This is a genomic window from Epilithonimonas hungarica (genome assembly GCF_900102265.1).
GTDB classification, from domain to species: domain Bacteria; phylum Bacteroidota; class Bacteroidia; order Flavobacteriales; family Weeksellaceae; genus Epilithonimonas; species Epilithonimonas hungarica.
Genome location: NZ_FNBH01000005.1, coordinates 164,332 through 187,752 on the forward strand (window position 1 = coordinate 164,332; position 23,421 = coordinate 187,752).

The 23,421-nt window shown below is 36.3% G+C and carries 22 protein-coding genes; 12 read left to right on the forward strand and 10 right to left on the reverse strand.

The window, feature by feature from the left end; genetic code table 11:
• Positions 1–41: 41 nt before the first annotated feature.
• Positions 42–386, reverse strand: coding sequence for a phosphomannose isomerase type II C-terminal cupin domain (locus BLT30_RS17340; RefSeq protein ID WP_089874974.1), 345 nt, complete (start codon positions 384–386; stop codon positions 42–44).
• 136 nt (positions 387–522) lie between these two features.
• Here BLT30_RS17340 and gltX point away from each other — a divergent pair, with 136 nt between their 5' ends.
• Together gltX and BLT30_RS17350 are read left to right on the forward strand one after the other, a co-directional pair.
• Positions 523–2,031 (forward strand): glutamate--tRNA ligase, encoded by a 1,509-nt coding sequence (gene gltX / locus BLT30_RS17345; protein WP_089874977.1) that lies wholly within the window; start codon positions 523–525, stop codon positions 2,029–2,031.
• Positions 2,032–2,129: 98 nt separating this feature from the next.
• Positions 2,130–3,086, forward strand: a complete 957-nt coding sequence (locus BLT30_RS17350) for an acetyl-CoA carboxylase carboxyltransferase subunit alpha (protein WP_089874979.1) — start codon at positions 2,130–2,132, stop codon at positions 3,084–3,086.
• Positions 3,087–3,386: 300 nt separating this feature from the next.
• Here BLT30_RS17350 and rpsB read toward each other — a convergent pair whose 3' ends face one another.
• From rpsB to rplM, 3 genes are all read right to left on the reverse strand, one after another.
• Positions 3,387–4,148: a 30S ribosomal protein S2 gene (gene rpsB / locus BLT30_RS17355; RefSeq protein WP_089874981.1), complete on the reverse strand. Its 762-nt coding sequence runs from the start codon at positions 4,146–4,148 to the stop codon at positions 3,387–3,389.
• A gap of 173 nt (positions 4,149–4,321) precedes the next feature.
• Positions 4,322–4,708, reverse strand: coding sequence for a 30S ribosomal protein S9 (gene rpsI, locus BLT30_RS17360; protein WP_089874983.1), 387 nt, complete (start codon positions 4,706–4,708; stop codon positions 4,322–4,324).
• A gap of 5 nt (positions 4,709–4,713) precedes the next feature.
• Entirely contained in the window at positions 4,714–5,169 is a 456-nt protein-coding gene (gene rplM, locus BLT30_RS17365) for a 50S ribosomal protein L13 (RefSeq protein WP_027383699.1), read from the reverse strand.
• 217 nt (positions 5,170–5,386) lie between these two features.
• On the opposite strand from rplM, the gene BLT30_RS17370 reads away from it, so the two are divergent.
• Entirely contained in the window at positions 5,387–6,484 is a 1,098-nt protein-coding gene (locus BLT30_RS17370) for a DUF3667 domain-containing protein (protein WP_089874985.1), read from the forward strand.
• Between the two features lie 53 nt (positions 6,485–6,537).
• On the opposite strand, the gene BLT30_RS17375 is transcribed toward BLT30_RS17370, so the two are convergent.
• Positions 6,538–6,870, reverse strand: a complete 333-nt coding sequence (locus BLT30_RS17375; RefSeq protein WP_089874987.1) for a hypothetical protein — start codon at positions 6,868–6,870, stop codon at positions 6,538–6,540.
• A 130-nt stretch (positions 6,871–7,000) separates the two neighbouring features.
• On the opposite strand from BLT30_RS17375, the gene pncB reads away from it, so the two are divergent.
• The 4 genes from pncB (at position 7,001) to BLT30_RS17395 (ending at position 12,181) form a co-directional block, all read left to right on the forward strand.
• Complete coding sequence (pncB, locus tag BLT30_RS17380) at positions 7,001–8,176, forward strand: nicotinate phosphoribosyltransferase (RefSeq protein WP_089874989.1); 1,176 nt, start codon at positions 7,001–7,003, stop codon at positions 8,174–8,176.
• Positions 8,177–8,454: 278 nt separating this feature from the next.
• Positions 8,455–8,934 (forward strand): BON domain-containing protein, encoded by a 480-nt coding sequence (locus tag BLT30_RS17385; protein WP_089874991.1) that lies wholly within the window; start codon positions 8,455–8,457, stop codon positions 8,932–8,934.
• A 2-nt stretch (positions 8,935–8,936) separates the two neighbouring features.
• Positions 8,937–9,353, forward strand: a complete 417-nt coding sequence (locus BLT30_RS17390) for an SH3 domain-containing protein (protein WP_089874993.1) — start codon at positions 8,937–8,939, stop codon at positions 9,351–9,353.
• A gap of 119 nt (positions 9,354–9,472) precedes the next feature.
• A complete protein-coding gene (locus BLT30_RS17395; protein WP_089874994.1) occupies positions 9,473–12,181 on the forward strand; it encodes a TonB-dependent receptor in 2,709 nt (902 codons plus the stop codon).
• A 123-nt stretch (positions 12,182–12,304) separates the two neighbouring features.
• Here BLT30_RS17395 and BLT30_RS17400 read toward each other — a convergent pair whose 3' ends face one another.
• Both BLT30_RS17400 and BLT30_RS17405 read right to left on the reverse strand, forming a co-directional pair.
• Complete coding sequence (locus tag BLT30_RS17400) at positions 12,305–13,273, reverse strand: glycosyltransferase family protein (protein WP_089874996.1); 969 nt, start codon at positions 13,271–13,273, stop codon at positions 12,305–12,307.
• A 125-nt stretch (positions 13,274–13,398) separates the two neighbouring features.
• Positions 13,399–14,223, reverse strand: coding sequence for a UDP-2,3-diacylglucosamine diphosphatase (locus tag BLT30_RS17405; RefSeq protein WP_089875114.1), 825 nt, complete (start codon positions 14,221–14,223; stop codon positions 13,399–13,401).
• Between the two features lie 396 nt (positions 14,224–14,619).
• On the opposite strand from BLT30_RS17405, the gene BLT30_RS17410 reads away from it, so the two are divergent.
• The 4 genes from BLT30_RS17410 to BLT30_RS17425 all read left to right on the forward strand — a co-directional run bounded on the left by BLT30_RS17410 (position 14,620) and on the right by BLT30_RS17425 (position 19,240).
• Entirely contained in the window at positions 14,620–15,855 is a 1,236-nt protein-coding gene (locus BLT30_RS17410; protein ID WP_089874997.1) for a dicarboxylate/amino acid:cation symporter, read from the forward strand.
• A 65-nt stretch (positions 15,856–15,920) separates the two neighbouring features.
• Complete coding sequence (locus BLT30_RS17415; RefSeq protein ID WP_089874999.1) at positions 15,921–17,372, forward strand: serine hydrolase; 1,452 nt, start codon at positions 15,921–15,923, stop codon at positions 17,370–17,372.
• A gap of 502 nt (positions 17,373–17,874) precedes the next feature.
• Positions 17,875–18,984, forward strand: coding sequence for an Mrp/NBP35 family ATP-binding protein (locus BLT30_RS17420; RefSeq protein WP_089875001.1), 1,110 nt, complete (start codon positions 17,875–17,877; stop codon positions 18,982–18,984).
• 4 nt (positions 18,985–18,988) lie between these two features.
• Positions 18,989–19,240: a NifU family protein gene (locus BLT30_RS17425; RefSeq protein ID WP_089875002.1), complete on the forward strand. Its 252-nt coding sequence runs from the start codon at positions 18,989–18,991 to the stop codon at positions 19,238–19,240.
• A gap of 41 nt (positions 19,241–19,281) precedes the next feature.
• Here BLT30_RS17425 and BLT30_RS17430 read toward each other — a convergent pair whose 3' ends face one another.
• Entirely contained in the window at positions 19,282–19,614 is a 333-nt protein-coding gene (locus BLT30_RS17430) for a YkvA family protein (protein WP_051230622.1), read from the reverse strand.
• 205 nt (positions 19,615–19,819) lie between these two features.
• Positions 19,820–20,836, reverse strand: a complete 1,017-nt coding sequence (locus BLT30_RS17435; protein ID WP_089875004.1) for an NAD(P)H-dependent glycerol-3-phosphate dehydrogenase — start codon at positions 20,834–20,836, stop codon at positions 19,820–19,822.
• A 184-nt stretch (positions 20,837–21,020) separates the two neighbouring features.
• On the opposite strand from BLT30_RS17435, the gene BLT30_RS17440 reads away from it, so the two are divergent.
• A complete protein-coding gene (locus BLT30_RS17440) occupies positions 21,021–21,902 on the forward strand; it encodes a M23 family metallopeptidase (protein ID WP_089875006.1) in 882 nt (293 codons plus the stop codon).
• 105 nt (positions 21,903–22,007) lie between these two features.
• Here BLT30_RS17440 and BLT30_RS17445 read toward each other — a convergent pair whose 3' ends face one another.
• On the reverse strand, positions 22,008–23,342 hold the full coding sequence (locus BLT30_RS17445; protein WP_089875008.1) for a trigger factor: 1,335 nt from the start codon (positions 23,340–23,342) through the stop codon (positions 22,008–22,010).
• Positions 23,343–23,421 lie beyond the last annotated feature (79 nt).

Consider the following 23,421-nt stretch of genomic DNA (forward strand, 5'->3'; position numbering starts at 1 on the left):
ATAATAATTATCCAAACAAAATAAAAAAGTTGATAACAAAATCAACTCCTATCATACTCATCCTCCAGTCTCACAATATCATCTTCACCAAAGTAAGTTCCTGTCTGCACTTCTATGAAAACAACAGGTTTGTCTGTAAGGTTCATGATTCTATGTTTTGCTCCAAGGGGAATAAAGATGCTTTGTCCGTAAGCCAAAGGGATTTCCTCACCATCCAAAACTATGGTTGCATTGCCTTCGATAATTGTCCACTGTTCCTGTCTTTTGTAATGGAATTGGTAGGATAATTTCTGTCCGGGATTGACTTCTATTCGTTTCAATTTATAATGTGGCTCATCTGCTAGCACAAAATATTTTCCCCAAGGTCTTTCGCCTATTTCTAACATAGTTTTTATTTTAATACACAAAAATACCATTTCGAAAAAGATTAACCAAATTCAAAAGACAAAACGGGAAGAATTTCTTAATTTTGCCCCACAATTTTTTGGTCATGAACATGGCTTGTAAAATAAATATCTATTTATGAAAAAAGTAAGAGTGCGTTTTGCACCAAGTCCAACAGGAGCTTTACATTTAGGAGGTGTGAGAACCGCTTTGTATGATTATCTTTTTGCGAAAAATCAGGGAGGAGAATTTGTCCTTAGAATAGAGGATACCGATACTGCAAGGTATGTAGAAGGTGCAGAAGATTATATTATGAATTCCTTGGAATGGTGTGGAATTATCCCTGATGAAAGTCCAAGAATTGGCGGTCCTTATGCTCCTTACAGGCAATCTGAAAGGAGAGATATTTATGATAGGTACAAAGAGCAGATTTTGAAAACCGACTATGCTTATCTGGCTTTTGATACGCCAGAAGAATTGGACGCCATCAGAAAAGACTTCGAAGCTAAAGGTGATGTTTTCTCTTACAATTATCAGACAAGACAACAATTAAAGAATAGTATTTCTCTTTCCCAGGAAGAAGTCCAGAAATTACTGGATGCAAATATTCCATATGTTGTTCGTTTCAAAATGCCGGTTGACAGAACTTTGAATCTTCAGGATATTATCAGGGGAAATTTTTCTGTAAATACAAACACTTTGGATGACAAGGTTTTGATTAAAAATGACGGAATGCCAACTTACCATTTCGCGAATGTAGTTGATGATTTCGAAATGAAGATCTCACACGTCATCCGAGGCGAAGAATGGTTACCATCCATGCCTTTGCATGTTTTGCTTTACGAAGCGATGAATTGGGAAGCCCCTGAGTTTGCACATCTTTCATTGATTCTAAAACCTGAGGGTAAAGGAAAATTAAGCAAAAGAGACGGCGCAAAATTTGGTTTTCCGGTTTTCCCGATGGATTTCAAAGATCCGGAAAGTGGTGAGATCTGGAAAGGCTATAAAGAATCCGGATATTTTCCTGAAGCTTTCATCAATATGACAGCACTACTTGGTTGGACACCTGCAAATGACAGAGAAATAATTTCTATGGACGAGATGATCGCTGAATTTGACCTTCATAAGGTTCATAAAGCAGGCGCAAGATTCGATCCTCAGAAAGCAAAATGGTTTAACCAAGAATATCTTAAAATTAAATCGAATGAAGAAGTTTTAGAATTGTTAAAAGAAGTCGATGAAGTAAGATCTTTGAATCTTTCTGATGACAAATTAATGAAAATAGTTTCATTAATGAAAGAAAGAGCAACTTTCGTTATTGATATTTATAACGATGGTAAATTCTTCTTCGAAGCACCAACAACCTACGATGAAAAAGCATTGAAAAAAGCTTGGAACGATACAACCTCTGCAGTTCTAAAAGATTTATCTGTTAAACTGGAGACATCAGAATTTGATTCAGAAACCTTGAAAGAAGCGATTCATCATTTTGCAGAAGAGCATTCTTTGGGAATGGGAAAAGTGATGATGCCACTTCGTCTTGCTCTAGTAGGAGAACTTAAAGGTCCTGATGTTCCAGATATTATGAACATCATTGGAAAAGAAGAGACGTTGGCTAGAATTGAAAAAGCTATCAATTCAAATTAATTAATTTGTCAGTCTGAGGCTCTCGAAGACTTTTTATTAATATTAGAATCCATTTAAAAAAAATAGATTATTTTTGAACGGTTTAATCCAAACAAAATATGGAGTATTTAGAATTTGAACAACCTGTAAAAGAATTGATCGAGCAATACGAAAAATGTGTACAATTAGGCACAGAAAGCGGTATCGATGTTGATGAATCCTGCAAAAAGATCAAGACTAAAATAGAGGAAACTAAGAAAAAAATATACGGAAATCTTACACCCTGGCAAAAAGTTCAACTTTCCAGACATCCGGACAGACCTTACACGTTTGATTATATCAATGGTCTGGCTGATCCGGGAAGTTTTGTAGAACTTCACGGAGACAGAAATTTTGGTGATGACCCTGCAATGGTGGGTGGAATTGCCAGCATCAGTGGAAATACGGTAATGATCATCGGAACCCAGAAAGGCAGAACAACCAAGGAACGCCAGCACAGACGTTTCGGAATGTCCAATCCAGAAGGTTATAGAAAAGCTCTTAGACTTATGAAATTGGCTGAGAAATTCAATATTCCTGTAGTGACATTGGTTGATACACCTGGAGCTTATCCTGGTCTTGAAGCAGAAGAGCGTGGACAAGGTGAAGCGATCGCCAGAAATATCTACGAAATGTGCCAATTGAAAACTCCGATCATTACTGTGATTATTGGTGAAGGTGCAAGTGGTGGCGCTTTGGGAATTGGTGTTGGAAACAAGGTCTATATGATGGAAAACACTTGGTATTCTGTAATCTCTCCGGAAAACTGTTCTGCAATCCTTTGGAGAAGCTGGGAATATAAAGAAACTGCAGCGACCACAATGAAACTGACAGCTGATGATATGCTGAAACAAAAATTGATTGACGCGATCATTCCCGAGCCGCTTGGAGGTGCTCATTATGATCTTGCAGCAACTTTTGAAAATGTAAAAAAAGTATTGTTAAAAGATATCAAAACACTTTCTAAAGAACCTGTTGAAAAATTGGTAAGCGACCGTCAGGAGAAGTTCATTGCGATGGGAGAATTCAAAGGGTAATTATACTTTTGATTTTATAAAATACAACCCTTTCAGAGTTTGAAACTTTGGAAGGGTTTTTTATTTGTAAAAATTTAACTAAATGAAAAATCTTGAATTAATGAATAAAAGTTCAATCTTGCGAAGCGCAGCCCGACTTGAGCGGAAATCCTTTTTTGCATGGTCGCCGAGTTCTTTTTAGACTGAAATCGTCTGCAAAAAAGATTGGGAGCGGAAGGCGGATAAAGCTGCCCAGATCTTTATAAATAAAAAAGCGATTCAAATAATTGAACCGCCTTTATTTTGTAGAAGATCTATTGATTATTCTGCATCGAAATCAGCATCTGCGTCTGCAGAAACTTTTTCGCCTTCTTCTTTAGATTTTTCTTTGTCTGCTTTTCTTTGAGATAAACCTTCTTTGATAGATTCTGAAACTACGCTCAACAACATATCAATAGATTTAGAAGCATCATCATTTCCTGGGATCACAAAATCCACTTTTCTAGGATCTGAGTTAGTATCAACGATACCGAAAACCGGGATACCCAATTTTTTAGCTTCTGTTACTGCGATGTGCTCTCTCATAATATCAACTACGAAGATAGCTGAAGGAAGACGAACCATGTCTGCGATAGACCCCAAGTTTTTCTCAAGATTAGCTCTTTGACGATCAACTTGCAATCTCTCTTTTTTAGATAAAGTTTCGAAAGTACCATCTTTCTTCATTTTATCGATAGAGTTCATTTTCTTAACCGCTTTTCTGATAGTTACAAAGTTTGTAAGCATACCACCTGGCCATCTTTCTGTAATATAAGGCATGTTAAGTTCAGCAGCGTGTTTTGCCACTACTTCTTTCGCTTGCTTCTTAGTAGCTACGAAAAGGACTTTTTTACCTGCAGAAGTCAATTTTTCCAAAGCCGTACAAGCTTCGTCCAATTTAACAGCTGTTTTATGTAAATCTACGATGTGAATACCGTTTTTCTCCATGAAAATGTATGGAGCCATATTTGGATTCCACTTTCTGGTCATGTGACCGAAGTGTACACCAGCCTCTAAAAGGTCTTTTACATTTGCTTTTGCCATGTTTTCTTGTTTTTGTTAGTTTACGTTCCGCTTTTCTGCAATCAACTTTACTTTAGATGGGAGTAAAGTTTGGATGCTAAACATAACGGGCAATATTTTTTGGTTAGATAATAGACTTCAGAAATAAGACAATCGATAAAATATCTGACGTCCGATCTGATGTCCGAAAAAAATTAACGTTTTGAGAATTGGAATCTCTTTCTCGCTTTTTTCTGACCTGGTTTCTTTCTTTCTACCATTCTTGCATCTCTAGTCAACAATCCGTGTGGCTTAAGAGCCAATCTGAATTCTTCGTTGATCTCGCATAGCGCTCTAGAAACACCAAGTCTGATAGCTTCTGCCTGACCAGTGATCCCTCCTCCAAAAACATTAACAGTTAAGTCATATTGACCTAAAGTTTCTGTTAACAAAAATGGCTGATTCACTTTATAAACCAAAACATCCGTACAGAAATAAGTTTTAGCATCTTTACCGTTTATAGTGATGTTACCAGTTCCTGGCTTCACATAAACTCTTGCAACAGAAGTTTTTCTTCTTCCGATTTTGTGTACTATAGACATATCAATTATTTAAATTCGTTAACATTGATTACTTTTGGCTGTTGAGCTTCGTGTTTGTGCTCTGTTCCTTCATATAAATAAAGGTTCTTGAATAAAGCCGAACCTAATCTGTTTTTAGGAAGCATCCCTTTCACAGATCTTTCTAATACTTTAAGAGCATCTTTTTTTCTAAGCTCATCAGCAGTCATAGACTTCTGACCTCCTGGATATCCAGTGTGCCAAATGTAAGTTTTGTCTGCCCACTTGTTTCCGGAAAGTGTAACTTTCCCAGCGTTCAAAACGATCACGTTGTCTCCACAATCTACGTGTGGCGTGTAATTCGTTTTGTGCTTACCTCTCAAAATCTTTGCAACGGTAGAAGCTAGTCTTCCCAACGGTTGCTCAGCAGCGTCTACAACAACCCATTCTTTATTTGCTGTAGCCTTGTTTGCCGATACTGTTTTGTAACTTAATGTATTCACAATTTATCGTTTACGATTAAACATAATTTTCCCTCAAAGGGTGTGCAAAGGTATGAATTTTTTCTCGGATGAAAAATTTTCCCCGGAAAAATATTTTAATTTTCTGCAAATTAGCAAGTTAACGAATCATTAATTGACTGAAAACTTTCTGAAATTTGTCAAAATAAGCTTTATTTATAATTCGAGTTTTTTATATTTTTGAGGAAAATTCTATAAAATGAGCCACGGAAAACTTAGAGAAGAGAAAGACTGCCTTAATTGCGGACATATTGTTGAAGAACATTACTGCCCGCATTGTGGACAACAAAACATAGAAACAAGACAGCCCTTTCATTATCTCTTCACCCATTTTATAGAAGACTTTACCCATTATGACGGGCAATTTTGGGGGACTCTTAAAAATCTGCTGTTCAAACCCGGGAAACTGACGACTACTTATCTCGAAGGTAAAAGGCAAAAATTTGTTCCGCCTGTTAAGCTTTACATTTTCATCAGTTTCATAACTTTTTTCCTTTTTGCTGTTTTCCCTCCATTCTCTATTGATTTTGAAGGTAAAAAAAACGCTGAAAAAGAAAAGACAATCTCACTGAACAGACTTGCAGAAACTTCGGAAAAGCTTGACAGCATCAGAACGGAAGAAAAAATGAAAGGAACAGATTCTGTGACAATTAGTAAGGTGAATGCTTTGCTGAAAGATTCTGCAAGATTAAGCGATATCGAAGACAGCTTTGATATGAGCAAGAAATTGGATGATGATTTTAAGTTTAATGGTTATACAAATCAAAAATCATTTGATTCTGCAAAAGCAAAAAATCCAGCGTTTTATGATTTCATCAATGTTCCTGTTGCCCATAAATTTTTTGAGCTCAAAGAAAAAGGTGTAAGCAAGGGAGAAATCCTCAAAAACCTTATTGAGATTTCATTCCATAATCTTCCAAAAGCACTTTTTATCTACTTGCCAATGTTTGCATTTTTTCTTTGGATATTCCATAACAAGAAAAAATGGTGGTATTTTGACCATGGGATCTTCACACTTCATTATTTCAGCTTCTTGTTACTGACGTTTTTATTATTTTCCTTTTTATATAAATTGACAACTGTTACACATACTTCAATCAGTATAATCATTTATTTATTGATGAATGTCTTGTTTTTCTACAGTATCATTTATTTTTTTATCGCACATTATAAGGTCTATCATACACACGGTGTCATCAGTTTTATTATCGGAAGTATTCTATTTATGTTTAATTTCTTTGCTTTTATATTTTTGGTTATAGGTCTAGGTGTAGTCAGTTTCCTGATGATTCATTAAAAATAAAAAGCCGGACTTCTATCGAGTCCGGCTTTTAAATTATATTTCTAAAATTAATACCTCAACGATTTACTTTCCCGGAAGCTTGCAATCATATAATAGGCAACAAAAACCGTAGAGAATTTGATAATAGATGGAACGGCAGTTTCAAAATCGAAACATAGCAATCCAACAGCAACCAAGAAAACAATTCCAATCAAGGAAATCCCCATTTTCTTTGGTAAAGACCATTCCGGATGGTCAACGAAATAGGCCAATCCCCAACCAATTCCAAAAGCAGAAGCTACATAAAGCTCCACCCAAAAGTCTGCCTGCTCCCCTGTAAAACGTCTTAAGAAAAAACTAATTAAAGTTCCGATTACAAAATACATCAGCGTTTTTACCATTTCAAAAAATTTTGACAAAAGTAAGAATTGTAATTTGTACAATGTGAAAGTAATGTATTAATGATCAAAATCAATCAAGTTCAAAACTCTCCTCAACAAAATTCCTTAGATTTGTGTAAATGATATTTTTATGCGCGAAGTTCGGCTGAATTCTATTCTGGATAATGACTTTTATAAAATCACAATGCAAAATGCAGTCGTGAAATTATTTACCAACGAAATTGTAAAATACGAATTCATCAACCGTGGCAAACATCAGTTTCCAGAAGGTTTTGCTGAAGAACTCAGAAAGTCTGTCAACGCAATGGCAGAACTGAAACTGACCAAGGATGAAAAAAAATATCTGAAAGTTACTTGTCCTTATCTCGCCCTTCCCTATCTCGATTTTTTGGAAGGTTTTCATTACGACCCGTCTGAAGTAAGGATCGAGCAAAACGGAAATGAACTAAAAGTTTCTGTCGAAGGTCTTTGGTACAGAACGATTCTTTGGGAAGTTCCTTTATTGGCGCTCATCAGCGAACTTCATTATGAAATGAATCATCTGGAAAGACAAACCAACGAAGAAGTCATCAATAAGACGGTCGAAAAAGCCGTACATCTTACAGAACTTGGTGTTCCGTTTGCAGAGTTTGGAACTCGACGAAGACATTCGTACAAAGTTCATAGATTGGTAATGGATGCTTTGATTCAAGACAAGAAATCAACTTTCACCGGAACTTCGAATGTCCATTTGGCAATGCTTTACAACGTAAAACCAATTGGAACTCACGCGCATGAATGGTTTATGTTTCACGCGGCGGAATTTGGTTTCAAGATGGCGAATTCTATCGCATTGGAAAATTGGGTGGATGTTTACCGTGGCGATTTGGGTGTTGCACTTTCCGACACTTATACGACGGAAGTTTTCTTCCAGCAATTTGATAAGAAATTTGCAAAGTTGTTTGACGGCGTTCGTCACGACAGCGGTGACCCATTGGAATTTGCAGACAAAACCATTGCGCATTATCAGAAACAAGGCATCAATCCATTATTCAAATACATTATTTTCTCAGACGGTTTGAATCTCGAAAAAGTAGAAGAAATTACCAATTACTGCAGAGGAAGAATCGGAATTTCTTTCGGAATCGGAACCAATCTGACGAATGATGTCGGACTGAAACCAATGAATATCGTCATGAAGCTCATCAGCGTAAAAGGTATCAATAATGAATGGATTCCGACAGTTAAGTTATCTGATGAAAAAGGCAAATACACCGGCGACCCGAAAATGATCGAGCTGGCGAAGGAGTTTTTGAGGATAAAATAATTTTTTGTTCAATTTTGTCTCTTAAATTTAATCATAAAAGAATATCCTTTTTACAGTAATCAAAATTAAAAAAACATTATTGCTAAGTATGTTTTTGTCGATTTAAAATACTGGGTATCAATTTTGTTAATTTTAATTAAAATTATTTTCAGTATCAAAAAATAATTTAATTTTACCATTAGTGAAAGTTTAAAAATAGCTATCAGGATTTGAATGAATTTTCCTTTTGGCATCAATTTTAATACTTATAAAAAACACAATATAAATTATTTTATACTATGAGAAAAACAATTAAAATCGCTGCTCTTGCCCTGATGGTATCAATGACAGCCGTTTCTTGTAAAAAGAAAGTCTCTGATGCCGATTTGACATCACAGGCAACAACTGCAATCACTGCTTATCCTGGAACTTCTGTGGAAGTGAAGGAAGGACAGGCACACTTAAGCGGAGTTTTCGCAACCGAAGCTGATAAACAGGCTGCTATCGAAGCTTTGAAAAAAGTAGAAGGTGTGAAAGATGTTCACGATATGGCAACTGTTGCACCAGTAGCAGCGTCTGTAGAAGTTAATGCTGTTGATGCAGCGGTTCTTCAGAAAGTGAATGATGCATTGAAAGACATCCCTGGTGTGAAAGCTGAAGATGTTGCAGGAACTTTGACATTGACAGGAACTACAACTTCTGCTAACGCAAGAAAAGTAAAAGAGTCTGTAGATGCACTAAAAATTGGTAAATACGATAACAAAATAACTGTTAAATAATTATGAGCTTACAAGATAAATACGCAAGTGTGGTTTCTGCAGCTCAGTCTGCTGGACTTTCTGACCTTTCTGTTCAAGAGCAGGACGGTGTTTTGTACATCACAGGAAAAGCTGCAAGTAGTGCTGCAAAAGACACAGTTTGGAATGCTTTAGGCGCAATTGACCCATCTTATACGGCAACCGATGTCAATATCGATGTTCAGGTTTCCGGATTGACTGCTGGTGCTTCTTTGACTGTTGCAACTGATGAATCCAATCTTAATATCAGACAAGAACCTTCTACAGAAGCTTCTATTGTAGGGAAAGCTGCAAAAGGAGAAACAGTAACTTTGGTTGAGCAATCTTCAGAAGATTGGTGGAAGATCAAAACGGCTGACGGTGAAGAAGGTTATGCATACGCAAGATATTTGAAAGCTTAATTTCAAAACTTTAATAAAATTTGAAACCTCTGACTTTTCAGGGGTTTTTCTATTTTTGAGGTTCAGCATTTAACATTAAGTCAATTTCCAATCTAACTCCTAACTATTAAAAACTATTGATGAGAAAACTCCTATTTCTTTTTATTCTGATTTGTCTAAGACTAAATGCCCAAACGTACAACATCAACGGGAAAGTGACTGACGAGAATAACAATCCAATTGAAAACGCCACAATTTCATTAATAAAACAAAAGGATTCTACTATCATTAATTTTACCGGAACCAATAATAAAGGAAACTTTGAAATCAAGATCCCTGAGCAAAAAGAAACTTCTTTTTTACAGATCTCCGGAGATAAATTTCGTTCGCTTTCTAAAAAATTTGAAATTATTATTAAAGATGAAGAACTTGGAACCGTCAAATTAGAAAAAGATTTAATCACGAATATCGAGGAAGTCCAAATCACAGCTTCGCCGGTCAAAATCAAAAAAGACACAGTTGAGTATAATGCATCTTATCTGAAAGTAAAACCTGACGCCAAAATAGATGAATTGCTAAAAGAGATCCCTGGCGTAGAAACTGATGCCGACGGAAAAATGACAATTAACGGACAACCTGTCAACAAAATCCTCATCAATGGAAAGCCTTTCTTCAATCGAGATGGAAGCATTGCTTTGCAGACTTATCCCGCAGACATCATCAAGAAAATTCAAATCACGACGTCTAAAACCAAGGAAGAAGAATTTACAGGAAGAGCTCCTATTTCCGATAGCTTGACCGTGAACTTTAATATTGATGAAAAAGACAACAAAGTCAATCTCAATAATGTGATGCTTGGCTACGGAAGCAACGACCGCTACGAGGGAACTATGTTTTTCACAAGAGCTCAAAATAATAGAAATATCGCTCTGATTGGTGCTTCCAACAACATCAACACAGCTGGGTTTTCCGTCGATAGTTTTTTTGACAATGGAACCAAAAGCAAAAACTCCGCAATAAACGGCAGCTCTGTAAACCAAGGAATTATGAGGACCTCGATGATCGGGCTCAATTACATTGATAAAATCGGAGAGAATCTCGACTTGGAAAAATTCAGTCTGCAATATGATGATAACAATCTGGAAACTTATTCCAAAACTTCTAGGACGACTTTTTTGCCAGAATATAAACTTGATAAAGACACGGAACGAAGTGGAAATACGGACACAAGAAAATTCAATTTCGGTACAGATACGAATTATAAAATCAATAAATCCACCAAAATCACTTTATCTATAGATTTCACAAATACCAACATAGACAGAACTAATGACAGCAAGAGTTTTACGTTTCGGGATGATGAGCAACTCAATAGCAATGTGAGCTCATCCAGAGGAAATTCTGTCAACAATAGTTTTTCTCCAAAAATTGGATTTACCAAAAAATTTCAGAAAAACGGAAGGTCTTTTTCAGCGTATCTTAAGAATGTTTTTTCGGAAAGTAAGAATGACAATTTTAATCTTCAGGAAACCATTTTCTATCAATCTCCGGAAGACAATGATTACAGAAATCAACGCTCACAGACCAAAAACTCAAGAAATAGTTTCTTTGCAGACGTCAAATATTACGAACCAATTACAGATTATTCCACGATTTCTATGATCGTGACTTATGATAATCAAACTCGTGATAATGAAAAAATTGTGAATGATTTTGATATTGCAAATAATCAATATTCGGTTTACAATTCTCTATTGTCCAATATTCTGAATCAAAACAGCACTTACATCAATCCTGAAATCGGTTATCATCTTAACCGTGGCAAAATATCTTTCAACGCAAGTACGAATCTGAATATTTCTAAATTGGATGTCAGCACGATGTTTAATCTTCAGAATTCTGGATTTCAGAAAAACTTCACTTTGCCAGAATATGATGTTAATTTTAAATATAATTTCACCAAACTTAAAAATATCCGAATCAGCAACCGAGGTAGTTACACGATTCCCACAGCTATGGAACTCAACCCTTTCCGAGACGAGTCAAATCCGCTTTTGACTTTTCAGGGAAATAAGGATCTGAAGAGTACTTGGCAAAACTCGACCAATATTAATTTTATGGGTTCTAACATTGGTAGAACAATGAATTTTTATGTCAGATTGGAATTCAGTTATTGGGAAAATGACATTGTGGATTATTCCTATTTTGATGAGACTGGAAAACAGTTCAGTTCGTATGCGAACATCAGCGGAAACAAAAGACTGAATCTCATTTCCAATTTTACAAAAACCATTAAATGGAACGGAAATCAGCTAAAATTAACACCAGCTTTCTCTTCTAATTTCAATTATCGAAAAGGATTTGTGGATGGTTCAGAATTCACGAATGATATTTTCAGTGTGACGCCAAGATTTAATTTAAATCTAAGACTGAAAGACATTATCGATCTGAGAGCATCTTACAGCTACGGTTTTTCGCAGTCCCATTACACCAATTATCGTCTGGATAAAACCAAGACATCCAACAAAAATCTGAATTTGGGAATGGTCAATTATTTTCTTGCTAATAATTTATTCATCGAAAATGATTTCAGATTCAGAGAGAATAATAATATGTCGGCAAACTTCAACAGAAAATCTTATTTCTGGAATGCAAGTGTGAATTATCAATTTTATAAAAAACAGATGATGCTGAAATTCCGGGTTTATGACTTACTGAATCAAAGACAAAACGCTGTCACAAACATCGGCGACAATTATATCGAAGACCGGGAAGATCTGGTTCTCAGACGGTATTTTATGTTGTCATTAGTAATGAAATTCAATAAAATCGGCGGAAATAAGAGTTGATTCTAATCTAACCACATAGGCACATAAGAAAATCTAAAAAAGAAAAGACCCAGAAGTTCTAATAGCCATTTCATCTTAGTTATTTTTTGCAACAACAAAATCTACTGTACCTATGTGGTTTCATCAATACAAAACCTCTTTTGTGATAATACTCTCAATATTATCCGGGTAATCCACTTCTATCCTATTCTCAGAATTTATCCATTCCCGGATTTTGATTGGGTCAAGTTTGTCAGAATTGGCAATTCCCATTTTGTGAAGTGCAAACGCATTACATTCCTGTTCGTATTGATTTTCAATCGGGATAACGAATAATTTCTTATTCATAAAAAGAGCTTCTGCAGGTGTTTCGAAGCCTGCATTACAAAGAATTCCTTCACAAGTTTCAAAGAATTCCAAATACCTGTTCTCATCTATCGGGAAAATCTCAACATTGTTGAACTTCTGATGTTGCTTGGCATATTTGGAAAAAACTTTCCATTGAACATCAATTCTCGTCAGGAAATTAGTGATGACCTCATCCGAAAAGCTTGGAAGATAAACCAGATAATGACCTTTGTTTTCGGGATTTAGCTTTCTGATCTTTTGTCTGATGACCGGCTTTTTGATATGCGAATTATAATTTTCAAAATGAAACCCGATTTTCTTTTCACAAGGCACATAATGTTTCAGAATAAAATCCCCGAACCAATCTTTCTTCTCTGGCTTCGGTGTTTCTTTGAAAGTTAAAGAAGCTTGATGGCTCAGTTCTACAATTGGTAAATTTCTCAATTTCGCCGACCAACCTGTCAAAGGTTCAAAATCATTGATGATCAGATCATACGCACTTAAATCCAAATCCTTAATCACTTTCGCAGCTTTGCAAAAATTATTTTCAAAAAACGTTTTCTTGTAAGACAAACCGCCAGTTTTATTATAAAGCAAAGAAATCCCTTTGAAACGAAAATCAATATCAAAATCCGACTTCAGTTGGGTCTGATGTCCACTGATTAAAGTATCCACAAGCGCGTGTTTTTTCAGAATGGGAATGATTTCCTGAGCTCTTGCAAGATGTCCGTTTCCTGTGCCTTGGAAGGCGTATAATATTTTCATATTGCTTTAAAAAAATTTAAATATTTGTGTTTTTATAATTTTAAAATAGACATTTCGACAAGCTCAGTATGACAATTTTAACAACAATTATTTTAGCAGTGTCACTCTGAGGTTCTCGAAGACTTTTAAACAATCTGAGTTACGATTTTCATCAGTTCAGTGCTGTCAATTTCCTTCATCTCGTCCGTTTCATCATCTGTAAGCGTATGTTTTTCATCTTCGTAAATGAAAAGTTTCCAGTCGCCATTCTGATATTCCAAAGCGGAAAGATTTTCCACCCAATCGCCGGAATTCAGATAGATACATTTTCCTTTTTTGTTAACAACTTCTCGAATCTGAGGCTGATGAATATGACCACAGATTACATAATCAAATTCATTTTCAATGGCCAGTTCAGAAGCGGTCAGTTCAAAATCACCGATATATTTTACGGCTTTTTTGACATTATTCTTAATTTTTTTTGAGAAGGAATATTTTTCTTTTCCCATTTTTTCCAATCCCCAATTCACAAGATTGTTAATTGCAATCAGCAAATCATAGCCTTTTCCACCCAACTTCGCAATCCACTTGGAATGTTGAACCGACGCATCAAAAACATCGCCGTGAAAAATCCAGGCTTTCTGATTACCAAGTTTCAGAACGTGCTTGTTACACAATTTCAGTTTTCCTAATTCAAAATCTGTAAAATTCCTGAACGCCTCATCGTGATTTCCCGTGATGTAAAAAACCTCCGATTCTTTGGTCGCAAACGAAATCAGTTTTTTGACAACCTTGAGATGAGACTTGGGAAAATAAGACTTCTTGAACTGCCAGATGTCGATGATATCGCCGTTCAAAATCAATGTTTTTGGACGGATAGAATTCAGATATCTTAGTAATTCTTTGGCTTTGCAACCATAAGTTCCAAGATGCACATCAGAAATAATGACAATTTCAACATCTCTTTTCATTCGTTGATCAATGGCAATTTTATTCACAGTCAGATTTATACAAAGAACGAAATCTAATTTGAACTGTGCATGAATGCTATTTTATTTTTGTTGATGAGAATCGGCGATTTTTCTTTGATTCTCTTAATATTAATTTAAAATATTGGTGGTTATTCTCTCAAAAATATTAGTTTTGTTCAGTTACAATTTATGTTGAAGAAATTTTAGCAATGTAATTGGAACACAAAGCACACAAAGAATTGATAGAATAATGCTCAAGAGTTCACAAAGCCGCTTCGCTTATATGAGAATTTTACTCTTTGTTAAGTTTTACGCCTTGGTGAGCCTTAAAACATTTTAATAAATTAAATCTTAGTGGACTTGGTGTTCAAAATATTTAAATCTATATAGAAAGTTATGAAAGGTCAGAATAAACTGTTTATCGCAATTATCGTCGCATTGATTTTGGGTGTCGTTTTAGGAGGCATTGTCCATACAAATTATCCCGATTCTGCCGATGACTTTTCAAAAAACATAAAACTTCTGGGAACGATTTTCATCAGACTGATCCAGATGATCATTGCGCCTTTGGTTTTCTCAACTTTAGTGGTTGGGATTGCAAAAATGGGCGACATCAAGATGGTTGGCCGTGTCGGGACAAAAGCGATGCTTTGGTTCATAACAGCTTCCCTGGTTTCTTTGTTAATCGGTCTGGTTTTAGTGAATTGGCTGGAGCCGGGCCACGTAACACAACTTCCAATCACAGATACTTCTTCAGCTTCCGAAATCGTGAATAATAGCAAAGGTTTCTCGATGGAAGACTTCGTAAAACACGTTATTCCAAAAAGTTTATTCGAAGCTTTTGCAACCAATGAAGTTTTACAGATTGTTGTCTTTTCTGTAATTTTTGGAATTGCGCTTTCTGCAATGGGTGAAGAATATACAAAACCTGTAATCAAAGGATTGGACGTGATCGCTCATGCCATTTTGAAAATGGTGGGTTATATAATGTGGGTGGCACCTCTAGGCGTTTTCGGAGCGATCGCTGCAGTGGTTGCTACCAATGGTTTTGAGATCTTCAAAGTTTACGCCATTTATCTCCGGGATTTCTTCTTTGCACTGGGAATTCTTTGGTTGGTTCTGTTATTAGTTGGTTATATGATTCTCGGCAATCGTCTTTTCGAATTGTTACGAAGAATCAAAGAACCATTATTAATTGCTTTTTCCACCACCAGTTCCGAAGCCGTCTTCCCAAAATTGGTAGAAGAACTGGAAAGATTTGGTTGCAACAGCAGGATTGTTTCTTTCATTTTGCCTTTGGGTTATTCTTTCAATCTTGACGGAAGTATGATGTATATGACATTTGCGTCAATTTTCATTGCTCAGATTTACGGCATCGATATGCCTGTTGGACAGCAAATCATAATGCTCTTGGTTCTGATGCTTACTAGTAAAGGAATTGCCGGTGTTCCGAGAGCGAGTCTAGTAATCATCGTGGCGGCGTGTGGAATGTTTGATATTCCGGTAGAGGGAATTGCTTTGATCTTACCAATAGACCATTTCTGCGATATGGGAAGAAGTATGACGAATGTTCTTGGTAATGCATTGGCGACGTCTGCAGTGAGTAAGTGGGAAGGGCAGTTGGAGAATTAATATTTTGTATTCTAATGTAACAAATCAAAGACCAGAATTGTCCTTATGTCATAACCCAATAACTAATGAAACAAGCTTTCTTGACCCTATTATTCCTAAATCTTTCATTTTTAGGATTTTGCCAAAAAGCAGAGAAAACAAAATCAATCGACAACTATCTTACCGAAGTAATGAAAACTTATGAGATTCCAGGTTTGGCGGTCGGCGTTGTAAAAAATGATAAAATTATTTTCAAAAAATATTACGGCAGAGAAAACTTGGAGTCTGATAAAAAAGTGGATTCACATTCTCTTTTCCGGGTTTATTCTACTACGAAACTGATTACCAATGTTGCTGTTTTTCAATTGATTGAAAAAGGACAACTTTCGCTTGAAGATAAAATTTCGAAGTATGTTGATAATCTTCCAAAACAGTGGCAAGATGTGAAAATAAAAAATCTTTTGTCACACTCTTCTGGCATTCCGGATTTTGCTCGTTATGAGGATATTCCGGCTGATGCATCTAATGCTCAGGTTTTTGAAAGGCTGTCCAAAGAAAAAATGGAATTTGAAACTGGAAATCAATTCAGTTATAATCAGACGAATTATATGCTTTTGGCGATGATTATCGAAAAAATCACAAGACAAAAGTTTGAAGATTATGTTCAGAAAAATCAATTTTCAGATGCTAACAACAAGGTTATATTTTCGTCCAATTCTATTGAAGAAGTTCCAAATCGTATTCAGTTATACCGATACAATGATTCGCTTAAACAGTATAAAAAATCTACGCACGTTGGTGGTCTAAGGTCACATCCTGGCAACGGATTGACAATTTCGCTTCCCGATTTTCTGCAATGGAGCATTAATCTTGACACAAACAAATTCCTGACAGACAATACAAAAAAGATAATGTGGAGATCTTTTGATTATACCAATAAACAAGATGTTTTTGCGCACGGCTGGGAAATTACCAAAACTGGAAACATAATGTCTTATGGTTTTTCTGGTGGAAACATCAGTGCTTACAGTATCTTTCCAGAGAATGATTTGTCTATCATTTTTATGTCAAACGGTTACAAATACAATGCTTTTCCGCCTCTTTATTTTATCGTCAACCACATTGCAGGATTGATTGATAAACATTTGGCCAATCCGTATTGGTCAAGAGAAGAATCGGTAGCTTCTGAAATTATCAACAAGCCTAATGTCAAAAAGGAAATTTATGGCTATAGGATTGAGAATGATAACGTGATTTTCACTTACAAAATCCCTAAAGATTTAAACGCTGAAGCTATAGATAAAATGTCTGTTGCAGGTTCATTCAATGATTGGAATCCTGGGAATAAAGCTTATCAAATGGTATTAAAGGACAAAAATACGTTTGAATTGGTGTTGCCGAAATCTCAATTCGAGAAAGGAAAGACTTATGAGTTCCGGTTTGTAATGAACAAAAGTGGTTGGTTCACGACGCCTTACAGCGCACTCAACACCAATGGAAATCCGAATGATAATAATTTGACTTTTAGGGTTGATTAATAATCATTTTTTGAAAAACACTTTGGCTCCGCCCAGTGTGACATTTATAGTAAGACTTCTTTATTCAGCAATGTCAGTCTGAGGCTCTCGAAGACTTTATAAATTGAAATTCCATTATGTGTTGAGATTGACTTCGTCGAACCACTTCATTAGGTTTCCTACGGAATGACATAATTTTATTTTCATTGACAAAACTAAATTCGAAGACAAAATCCCTAGCCCTGATGGTAGTGGAAATCCCACAGTTAGCGATGGGAAAGCAAGGCGCAAGGAATTGCAACAGACAGCAGGTTCCCGGCTCCTAATTGCGGTGGAGTGTGGGAGTGTTTGAGAGTTGATGATTTTTTTTACTGAATGATTATCTTGAACACTAAAAACGCTCCAACTCGCCCACCCAACTCGCCTGCCAAAAATCATCAACATAGACAAAATCATAAATTCAATTAATTCTAAATTAATTTTAAAATCCGTAATTTTGTAGCCACTTAAGAATAATAAATTTATGCTGACGAAATCAAAAGTTCAGGATTTTCTGAAAGAGATAGAAGTGGATGACCTTGTAAGTAATTTCCAGGTGATGGGCAATGACGTATATATTGATATGACTTCTCATTCTCCGGCAATGCACGAGAAAAAGAAACTGGAAGTGGCGATGAAGCAGGCTTTTGCTTCGGAATTCGGGGAACATATCAACTTGAAATTGAAAATCGCTTCTCCTGAATTGCCTGCAACTCCCGTGACGAATGAAATCAAAGGAAAACAGATTCCGGGAATTCAGAATATCATCGCCATTGCTTCCGGAAAAGGTGGCGTTGGAAAATCTACGGTTGCGGCAAACCTTGCGGTAACGTTGGCAAAAATGGGCTTCAAGGTTGGATTGCTGGATGCTGATATCTATGGACCCTCTGTTCCTACAATGCTTGATACAGAAGGTCAACGACCAATCTCTGTAGAAGTGAACGGCCGAAATCTGATGAAACCAATTGAAAATTACGGCGTGAAAATGCTGTCTATCGGATATTTTTCAGGTGCAAACCAAGCGGTTGTCTGGAGAGGGCCGATGGCTTCTAAAGCGTTGAATCAAATGATCCGTGATGCGGATTGGGGCGAATTGGATTTCCTTTTAATTGACCTTCCTCCAGGAACTGGAGACATTCATTTATCTATTATTCAGGAAGTTCCGGTAACTGGAGCGGTTATTGTGAGTACGCCTCAACATGTTGCATTGGCCGATGTAAGAAAAGGAATCGCAATGTTCAATATGGAAAGTATCAACATTCCGGTTTTGGGATTGATAGAAAATATGGCTTATTTTACGCCGGAAGAGCTACCCGAGAATAAATATTATATCTTTGGAAAACAAGGTGCCCAATTTATGGCAGAAGATTTGGGAATTCCGGTTTTGGGAGAGATTCCATTGATTCAAAGCATCAGAGAGGCTGGAGATGTTGGAAGGCCAGCAGCGTTGCAGGAAAATTCCAAAATCGCTGAAATCTACACCAAAACTGCCCAAAATATGGTAGAAAGCCTTGTAGAAAGAAACACCAATCTGCCACCAACCGAAGCCGTTAAAATCACAACAATGGCCGGTTGCTCGCCTAAGAAAAAATAATAAAATGAATAATACAAATCAAATTCAGGAAGAACTGGTAACCAAAGTAATGGATGCTTTGGACAGTATTCGACCATTTCTTAACAAAGACGGCGGTGATATCGAACTTGTAGATGTTCAGGGAACAACCGTTATTGTAAGACTTTTGGGGCATTGTTCCAGCTGTGGAATCAGTAGTTCTACGATGAAATTGGGTGTGGAAAACACCATTAAGCAGTTTGCTCCGGAAATAGAGACTGTTATCAATATTGAATAAAAAAATCCCGATTCAAAATGAATCGGGATTCTTATTTATTGTTACTCTACAATTTCTGCGTCTATAACATTAGGATTATTTTTACGGCTTTCCCAGAGCAGGAATTTGTCTACTTCTTTCATTAGCAATGGAATCGCAAAAGCCAGAATTGCCAAATCGTCCAAAGCTCCTACAACAGGAACGAAATCCGGAATGATATCGATCGGCGAAATCACATAAATCAGAGCCAAAGCAGGCAACAGAATGTCTGTGAATTTCATTTTATATTCCCCTTTGTAATAAAGTTTTATCATCCTGAAAACCGCAGGAATCTTCTGCAAGAACCCTTTGTGTTTGATAGCTTCCTGAGCCAGTTTAAATTTTGAATGTTTCATTTTGTGTTTGATATTTTCATTTTCAGATGCAAAATTTGCAAATTCTATTCCATTGTATTTCTATAATTGTTAATTAACTTTCATTAAGATTTACTTTATTTTTTGAAATCTTTAATACAAATTTGATAGAGTTAAAATAGCTATTTAATATTGAATAAGTATTTTAAAATTTCAAAATATTATATGTCTATGTGGTTTTAAAATATTAAGTCAATTTATCCGTCAACTTGGCAAATTGCTTCTCTGCACTTTTCCCTTCATACAAAATATCATAAACTGCATTGATGATAGGCAGTTTCAGCTTCTTTTCTTTACAGATGGCGTAGATTCCGTTGGTAGCATAATAACCTTCTGCAACCATACTCATCGATTGGATTGCCGATTTCACGGTATAACCTTTGCCAATTAAATTTCCTAAGTTTCTGTTTCTGGAAAAGAGCGAGTAAGCCGTTACAATCAAATCGCCCAGATATGCACTGTCGTTCACATCTCTCTTTTCAGGATAAATCGCTTCCAGAAAGGTTTCCATTTCCCGAATGGCGTTGGAAACATAAACCGCAATGAAGTTGTCTCCGTAACCCAAACCGCTCGCAATCCCAGCTCCAATAGCATAAATATTTTTAAGAATCGCCGAATATTCGTTTCCGAGAATATCGCAACTCGTATTGACTTTGATATAAAAAGAGGACAGAACTTCTCGTAAAATATCTGCATCATCCTGCTCCGCTACAGCAACGGTAAGATAGGATAAGCGTTCCATCGCAACCTCTTCTGCATGGCAAGGACCGGCAATGACCGCCTGATTTTTGAATCCGATCTTGAACTCATCACGAAGATAATGCGCCACAATATCGTTATGTTTCGGAACAATCCCTTTGATGGCAGAACAGAATAATTTGTCCTGGTAATCACAAGTCAATTTTTCCATAGATTCCGCCAGATAAATAGAAGGAACAGCAAGAATGATCACATCACAATTGGAGACCAACTCATTGATATCCGTAGTAATCTGAAGTTTTTTGAGATTGAAATTAACCGTTGTAAGATAAGTCGGATTATGTCCGCGTTGCTCGATAGCGCCTTTTACAAACTCGTTACGAACACACCAGTTAACCGTTTTGCAATTTTCAAGAAGCATTTTCACGATAGCAGTTGCAAAACTTCCGCTTCCCAAAACGCCAACTCGTACATTCTTAGGTGATTTAGTCAATTTCTTTGCCATTCTTTTTCGTCTTTTTCATTGTTACAAATCTAATGTAAATTATGAATTTACATCCATCTAAATTTTCTTTAACAATAAATTAAGAATAATTAACTTTCTTTAATCAAATTATATTCCGAACACCTATTAACATTAGAAAAAATAAAAATTTCTTACTTTTGCAATCCATTTAAAAACCCTATTAATGGTTCAATTTTTAAGATCGAAAAAGAAAAAGAACATTGTTCTCATATTATTGCTGATCATTTGCTTTATCGAAGGATTGGTCATCGCAAAATTTTACAACGGGATAGATGACAAGGTCTATCAGGTCAATCTTGTAAAAATCAACAACGAAAAGGACAGCATCGACCATCTGCAGCTGAAAACCGACCTTGCACTGGTTGACCAAAGTATTAGAAGCATCGATGGTTTTTTAAAATCGAAGAACGTATCTGACCTTAGGATCGAAAGATTGGCAAAAGATAGTCTGGAAAATGAAGTTTACCTGGCAAAAGTCAGCAACAGATACAGCCAATATCTTATCGACCTGGAACAAAAATTACAGCAGGTTCCCTTGGGAATTCCGACTGATGGTTATATCTCGTCTAACTTTGGAATCCGAAAAAATCCAATTCCCAAAAAGTCTACAGAAGTTGCAAATAGTTCCAATATTGCCGAAGAAAAAGACAGTCTTGGTAATGTTATAAAAAGGCAAGCGATTGTAAAAGAAGATAAAAATGCATCCAGCAATGCACCTGCTGAGAAAGACCAAATGCAATTCCACAAAGGTTTGGATGTTGGAGTCGCTTATGGAAGCCCGGTGAAATGTTCAGCATCGGGAAAAGTGATTTTCGCTGGTGTAAAAGGTGGTTATGGAAATTGTGTGATCATCGAGCACGGTAACGGATTGGCGACTTTATACGGACACCTTTCAGAAATCCTGGTCGAAGCCAATGACCGAGTGAAAGTGGGACAAACCATAGCCAAATCGGGAAATACGGGTCGATCGACAGGACCTCATCTTCATTATGAGGTTCATAAAAACAATCAGCCGGTCAATCCAAGGTTGTTCTTGAATTTTTAATTTTATGAGTCTTCGAGAACCTCAGACTGACAATCTGAAACATACGTTAATCAAATAAAAAACGCTCCAGAATCTGGAGCGTTTTTCAATATATTTTGAGGAAAATTATTTCTTCAATACTTCAAGAAACTCATCGTGAGAGATTGAAGTTTCGTTTTTCTTAGATTTCTCCAAGATAACGTCTTTCAATTTCGCCATAGCAACTTCAGAAGATATTTGTCTTACCTGGTTTTCGTCTTTCAACATTTCCGCAGCATATTTCTGAACCTCATCATCACCTAAGTGGTGGATTCCGTAGATCGCTAACTGATTTCTTACCAATTGCTCAGCTTGTCCCAGAACTTCTGAATAATCCAATTGGATCTCATTATCGTTCATCAATTTTCCTTCAAGGATTTGACCTTTGATAATGTTCTTTTCGTTTTCAAGGATCTCTTTAGCCTGTGCTTCAGAAGTGATATTTTGATTAGAGAACAATAACCATTTGATCAGGAATTCTTCCGGTAATTTGATTTCTTCTTTCTCGTTAACTTGCTCTAGGATTTTGTTTACGAAATGAACATCAGCATTTTGTTGGAAATACTCATCTAATTCCGTTTTCACTCTCGCTCTCAATTCCTCTTCAGTTGTAATAACATCCTTACCATAAACTTTGTCGAACAACTCTTGGTTAAGTTCCGCAAGGTTCAATCCGTAGATATCTTTTACAGTTACTTCAACCTCGTTGTGGTGAAGGTGTTCTGCTTCTTCTTTGCTGAATCCTAATTGTTTTGCCAATTCTTCCTTAGAAACTAGATCTTCTTTAGAAACTTTTACAGAATCGTCCTTTTTCAATTTTTTCACCAGATCGTAAGCTTCTTTCTGTTCTTTAGAAATCGTTACATTTTTTGGAGCGTGGTGGTGCTCCCCTTCTGCATCAGCTTCTACAACTTGAGCAATTTCTAAAGCGACATAAGAATCTTTACCTATTTTTTCTTCTGGCAATCTTTCCGCAAAACGTTTTTGCATATTTTCTACACTTGTAGAGATTTCTTTGTCAGAAGCTTCTACTTTGTAGTGAGGTGCTTCGTATTTAGTCAAATCCACAGTGAATTCTGGCTCGTATCCAACTTCGAAAGCTACGGATAGAGATTCTGCATTGTGATTGAAGTCGTTGACTGGCTGAGGAACCGGTTGTCCAACCAATCTCAGTTTGTTTTCGTTTACATAACCGTTTAGAGCCTCAGAAACCTGTTTGTTGATTTCTTCGAAAGCGATTCCAGCCTCATATTGTTTTCTTACCATACTCAATGGCACTTTCCCTTTTCTGAATCCGGGAATCTGCGCATTTTTCGCATAGTTGATCAATTGCTTTTCTACTTTTTCCTTATAATCTGCCTTCTCCAATGTTACCGTAAGTAGTGCACTTACCTCATCGTGGTTTTTAGCTGTAACGTTCATTAATTGAAATTTTTAGGTTGCAAAAGTATGCAAATTCTGAGGAACTTCAAAATTAAATACGATCTTGATATTTATAAAA

Excerpts from the sequence above, each read along its gene's own strand:
- BLT30_RS17405 (WP_089875114.1), bottom strand. The coding sequence starts at position 14,223 with ATGAAAAGAGATGTTGAAATTGTCATTATTTCTGATGTGCATCTTGGA.
- BLT30_RS17425 (WP_089875002.1), top strand. The coding sequence starts at position 18,989 with ATGAATAATACAAATCAAATTCAGGAAGAACTGGTAACCAAAGTAATG.
- BLT30_RS17370 (WP_089874985.1), top strand. The coding sequence starts at position 5,387 with ATGAGCCACGGAAAACTTAGAGAAGAGAAAGACTGCCTTAATTGCGGA.
- BLT30_RS17410 (WP_089874997.1), top strand. The coding sequence starts at position 14,620 with ATGAAAGGTCAGAATAAACTGTTTATCGCAATTATCGTCGCATTGATT.
- pncB (WP_089874989.1), top strand. The coding sequence starts at position 7,001 with ATGCGCGAAGTTCGGCTGAATTCTATTCTGGATAATGACTTTTATAAA.
- BLT30_RS17440 (WP_089875006.1), top strand. The coding sequence starts at position 21,021 with ATGGTTCAATTTTTAAGATCGAAAAAGAAAAAGAACATTGTTCTCATA.
- BLT30_RS17390 (WP_089874993.1), top strand. The coding sequence starts at position 8,937 with ATGAGCTTACAAGATAAATACGCAAGTGTGGTTTCTGCAGCTCAGTCT.
- BLT30_RS17340 (WP_089874974.1), bottom strand. The coding sequence starts at position 386 with ATGTTAGAAATAGGCGAAAGACCTTGGGGAAAATATTTTGTGCTAGCA.
- BLT30_RS17375 (WP_089874987.1), bottom strand. The coding sequence starts at position 6,870 with ATGGTAAAAACGCTGATGTATTTTGTAATCGGAACTTTAATTAGTTTT.
- BLT30_RS17350 (WP_089874979.1), top strand. The coding sequence starts at position 2,130 with ATGGAGTATTTAGAATTTGAACAACCTGTAAAAGAATTGATCGAGCAA.
- BLT30_RS17395 (WP_089874994.1), top strand. The coding sequence starts at position 9,473 with ATGAGAAAACTCCTATTTCTTTTTATTCTGATTTGTCTAAGACTAAAT.
- gltX (WP_089874977.1), top strand. The coding sequence starts at position 523 with ATGAAAAAAGTAAGAGTGCGTTTTGCACCAAGTCCAACAGGAGCTTTA.
- BLT30_RS17400 (WP_089874996.1), bottom strand. The coding sequence starts at position 13,273 with ATGAAAATATTATACGCCTTCCAAGGCACAGGAAACGGACATCTTGCA.
- BLT30_RS17430 (WP_051230622.1), bottom strand. The coding sequence starts at position 19,614 with ATGAAACATTCAAAATTTAAACTGGCTCAGGAAGCTATCAAACACAAA.
- BLT30_RS17420 (WP_089875001.1), top strand. The coding sequence starts at position 17,875 with ATGCTGACGAAATCAAAAGTTCAGGATTTTCTGAAAGAGATAGAAGTG.
- rpsB (WP_089874981.1), bottom strand. The coding sequence starts at position 4,148 with ATGGCAAAAGCAAATGTAAAAGACCTTTTAGAGGCTGGTGTACACTTC.
- BLT30_RS17385 (WP_089874991.1), top strand. The coding sequence starts at position 8,455 with ATGAGAAAAACAATTAAAATCGCTGCTCTTGCCCTGATGGTATCAATG.
- BLT30_RS17435 (WP_089875004.1), bottom strand. The coding sequence starts at position 20,836 with ATGGCAAAGAAATTGACTAAATCACCTAAGAATGTACGAGTTGGCGTT.
- rpsI (WP_089874983.1), bottom strand. The coding sequence starts at position 4,708 with ATGTCTATAGTACACAAAATCGGAAGAAGAAAAACTTCTGTTGCAAGA.
- BLT30_RS17415 (WP_089874999.1), top strand. The coding sequence starts at position 15,921 with ATGAAACAAGCTTTCTTGACCCTATTATTCCTAAATCTTTCATTTTTA.
- BLT30_RS17445 (WP_089875008.1), bottom strand. The coding sequence starts at position 23,342 with ATGAACGTTACAGCTAAAAACCACGATGAGGTAAGTGCACTACTTACG.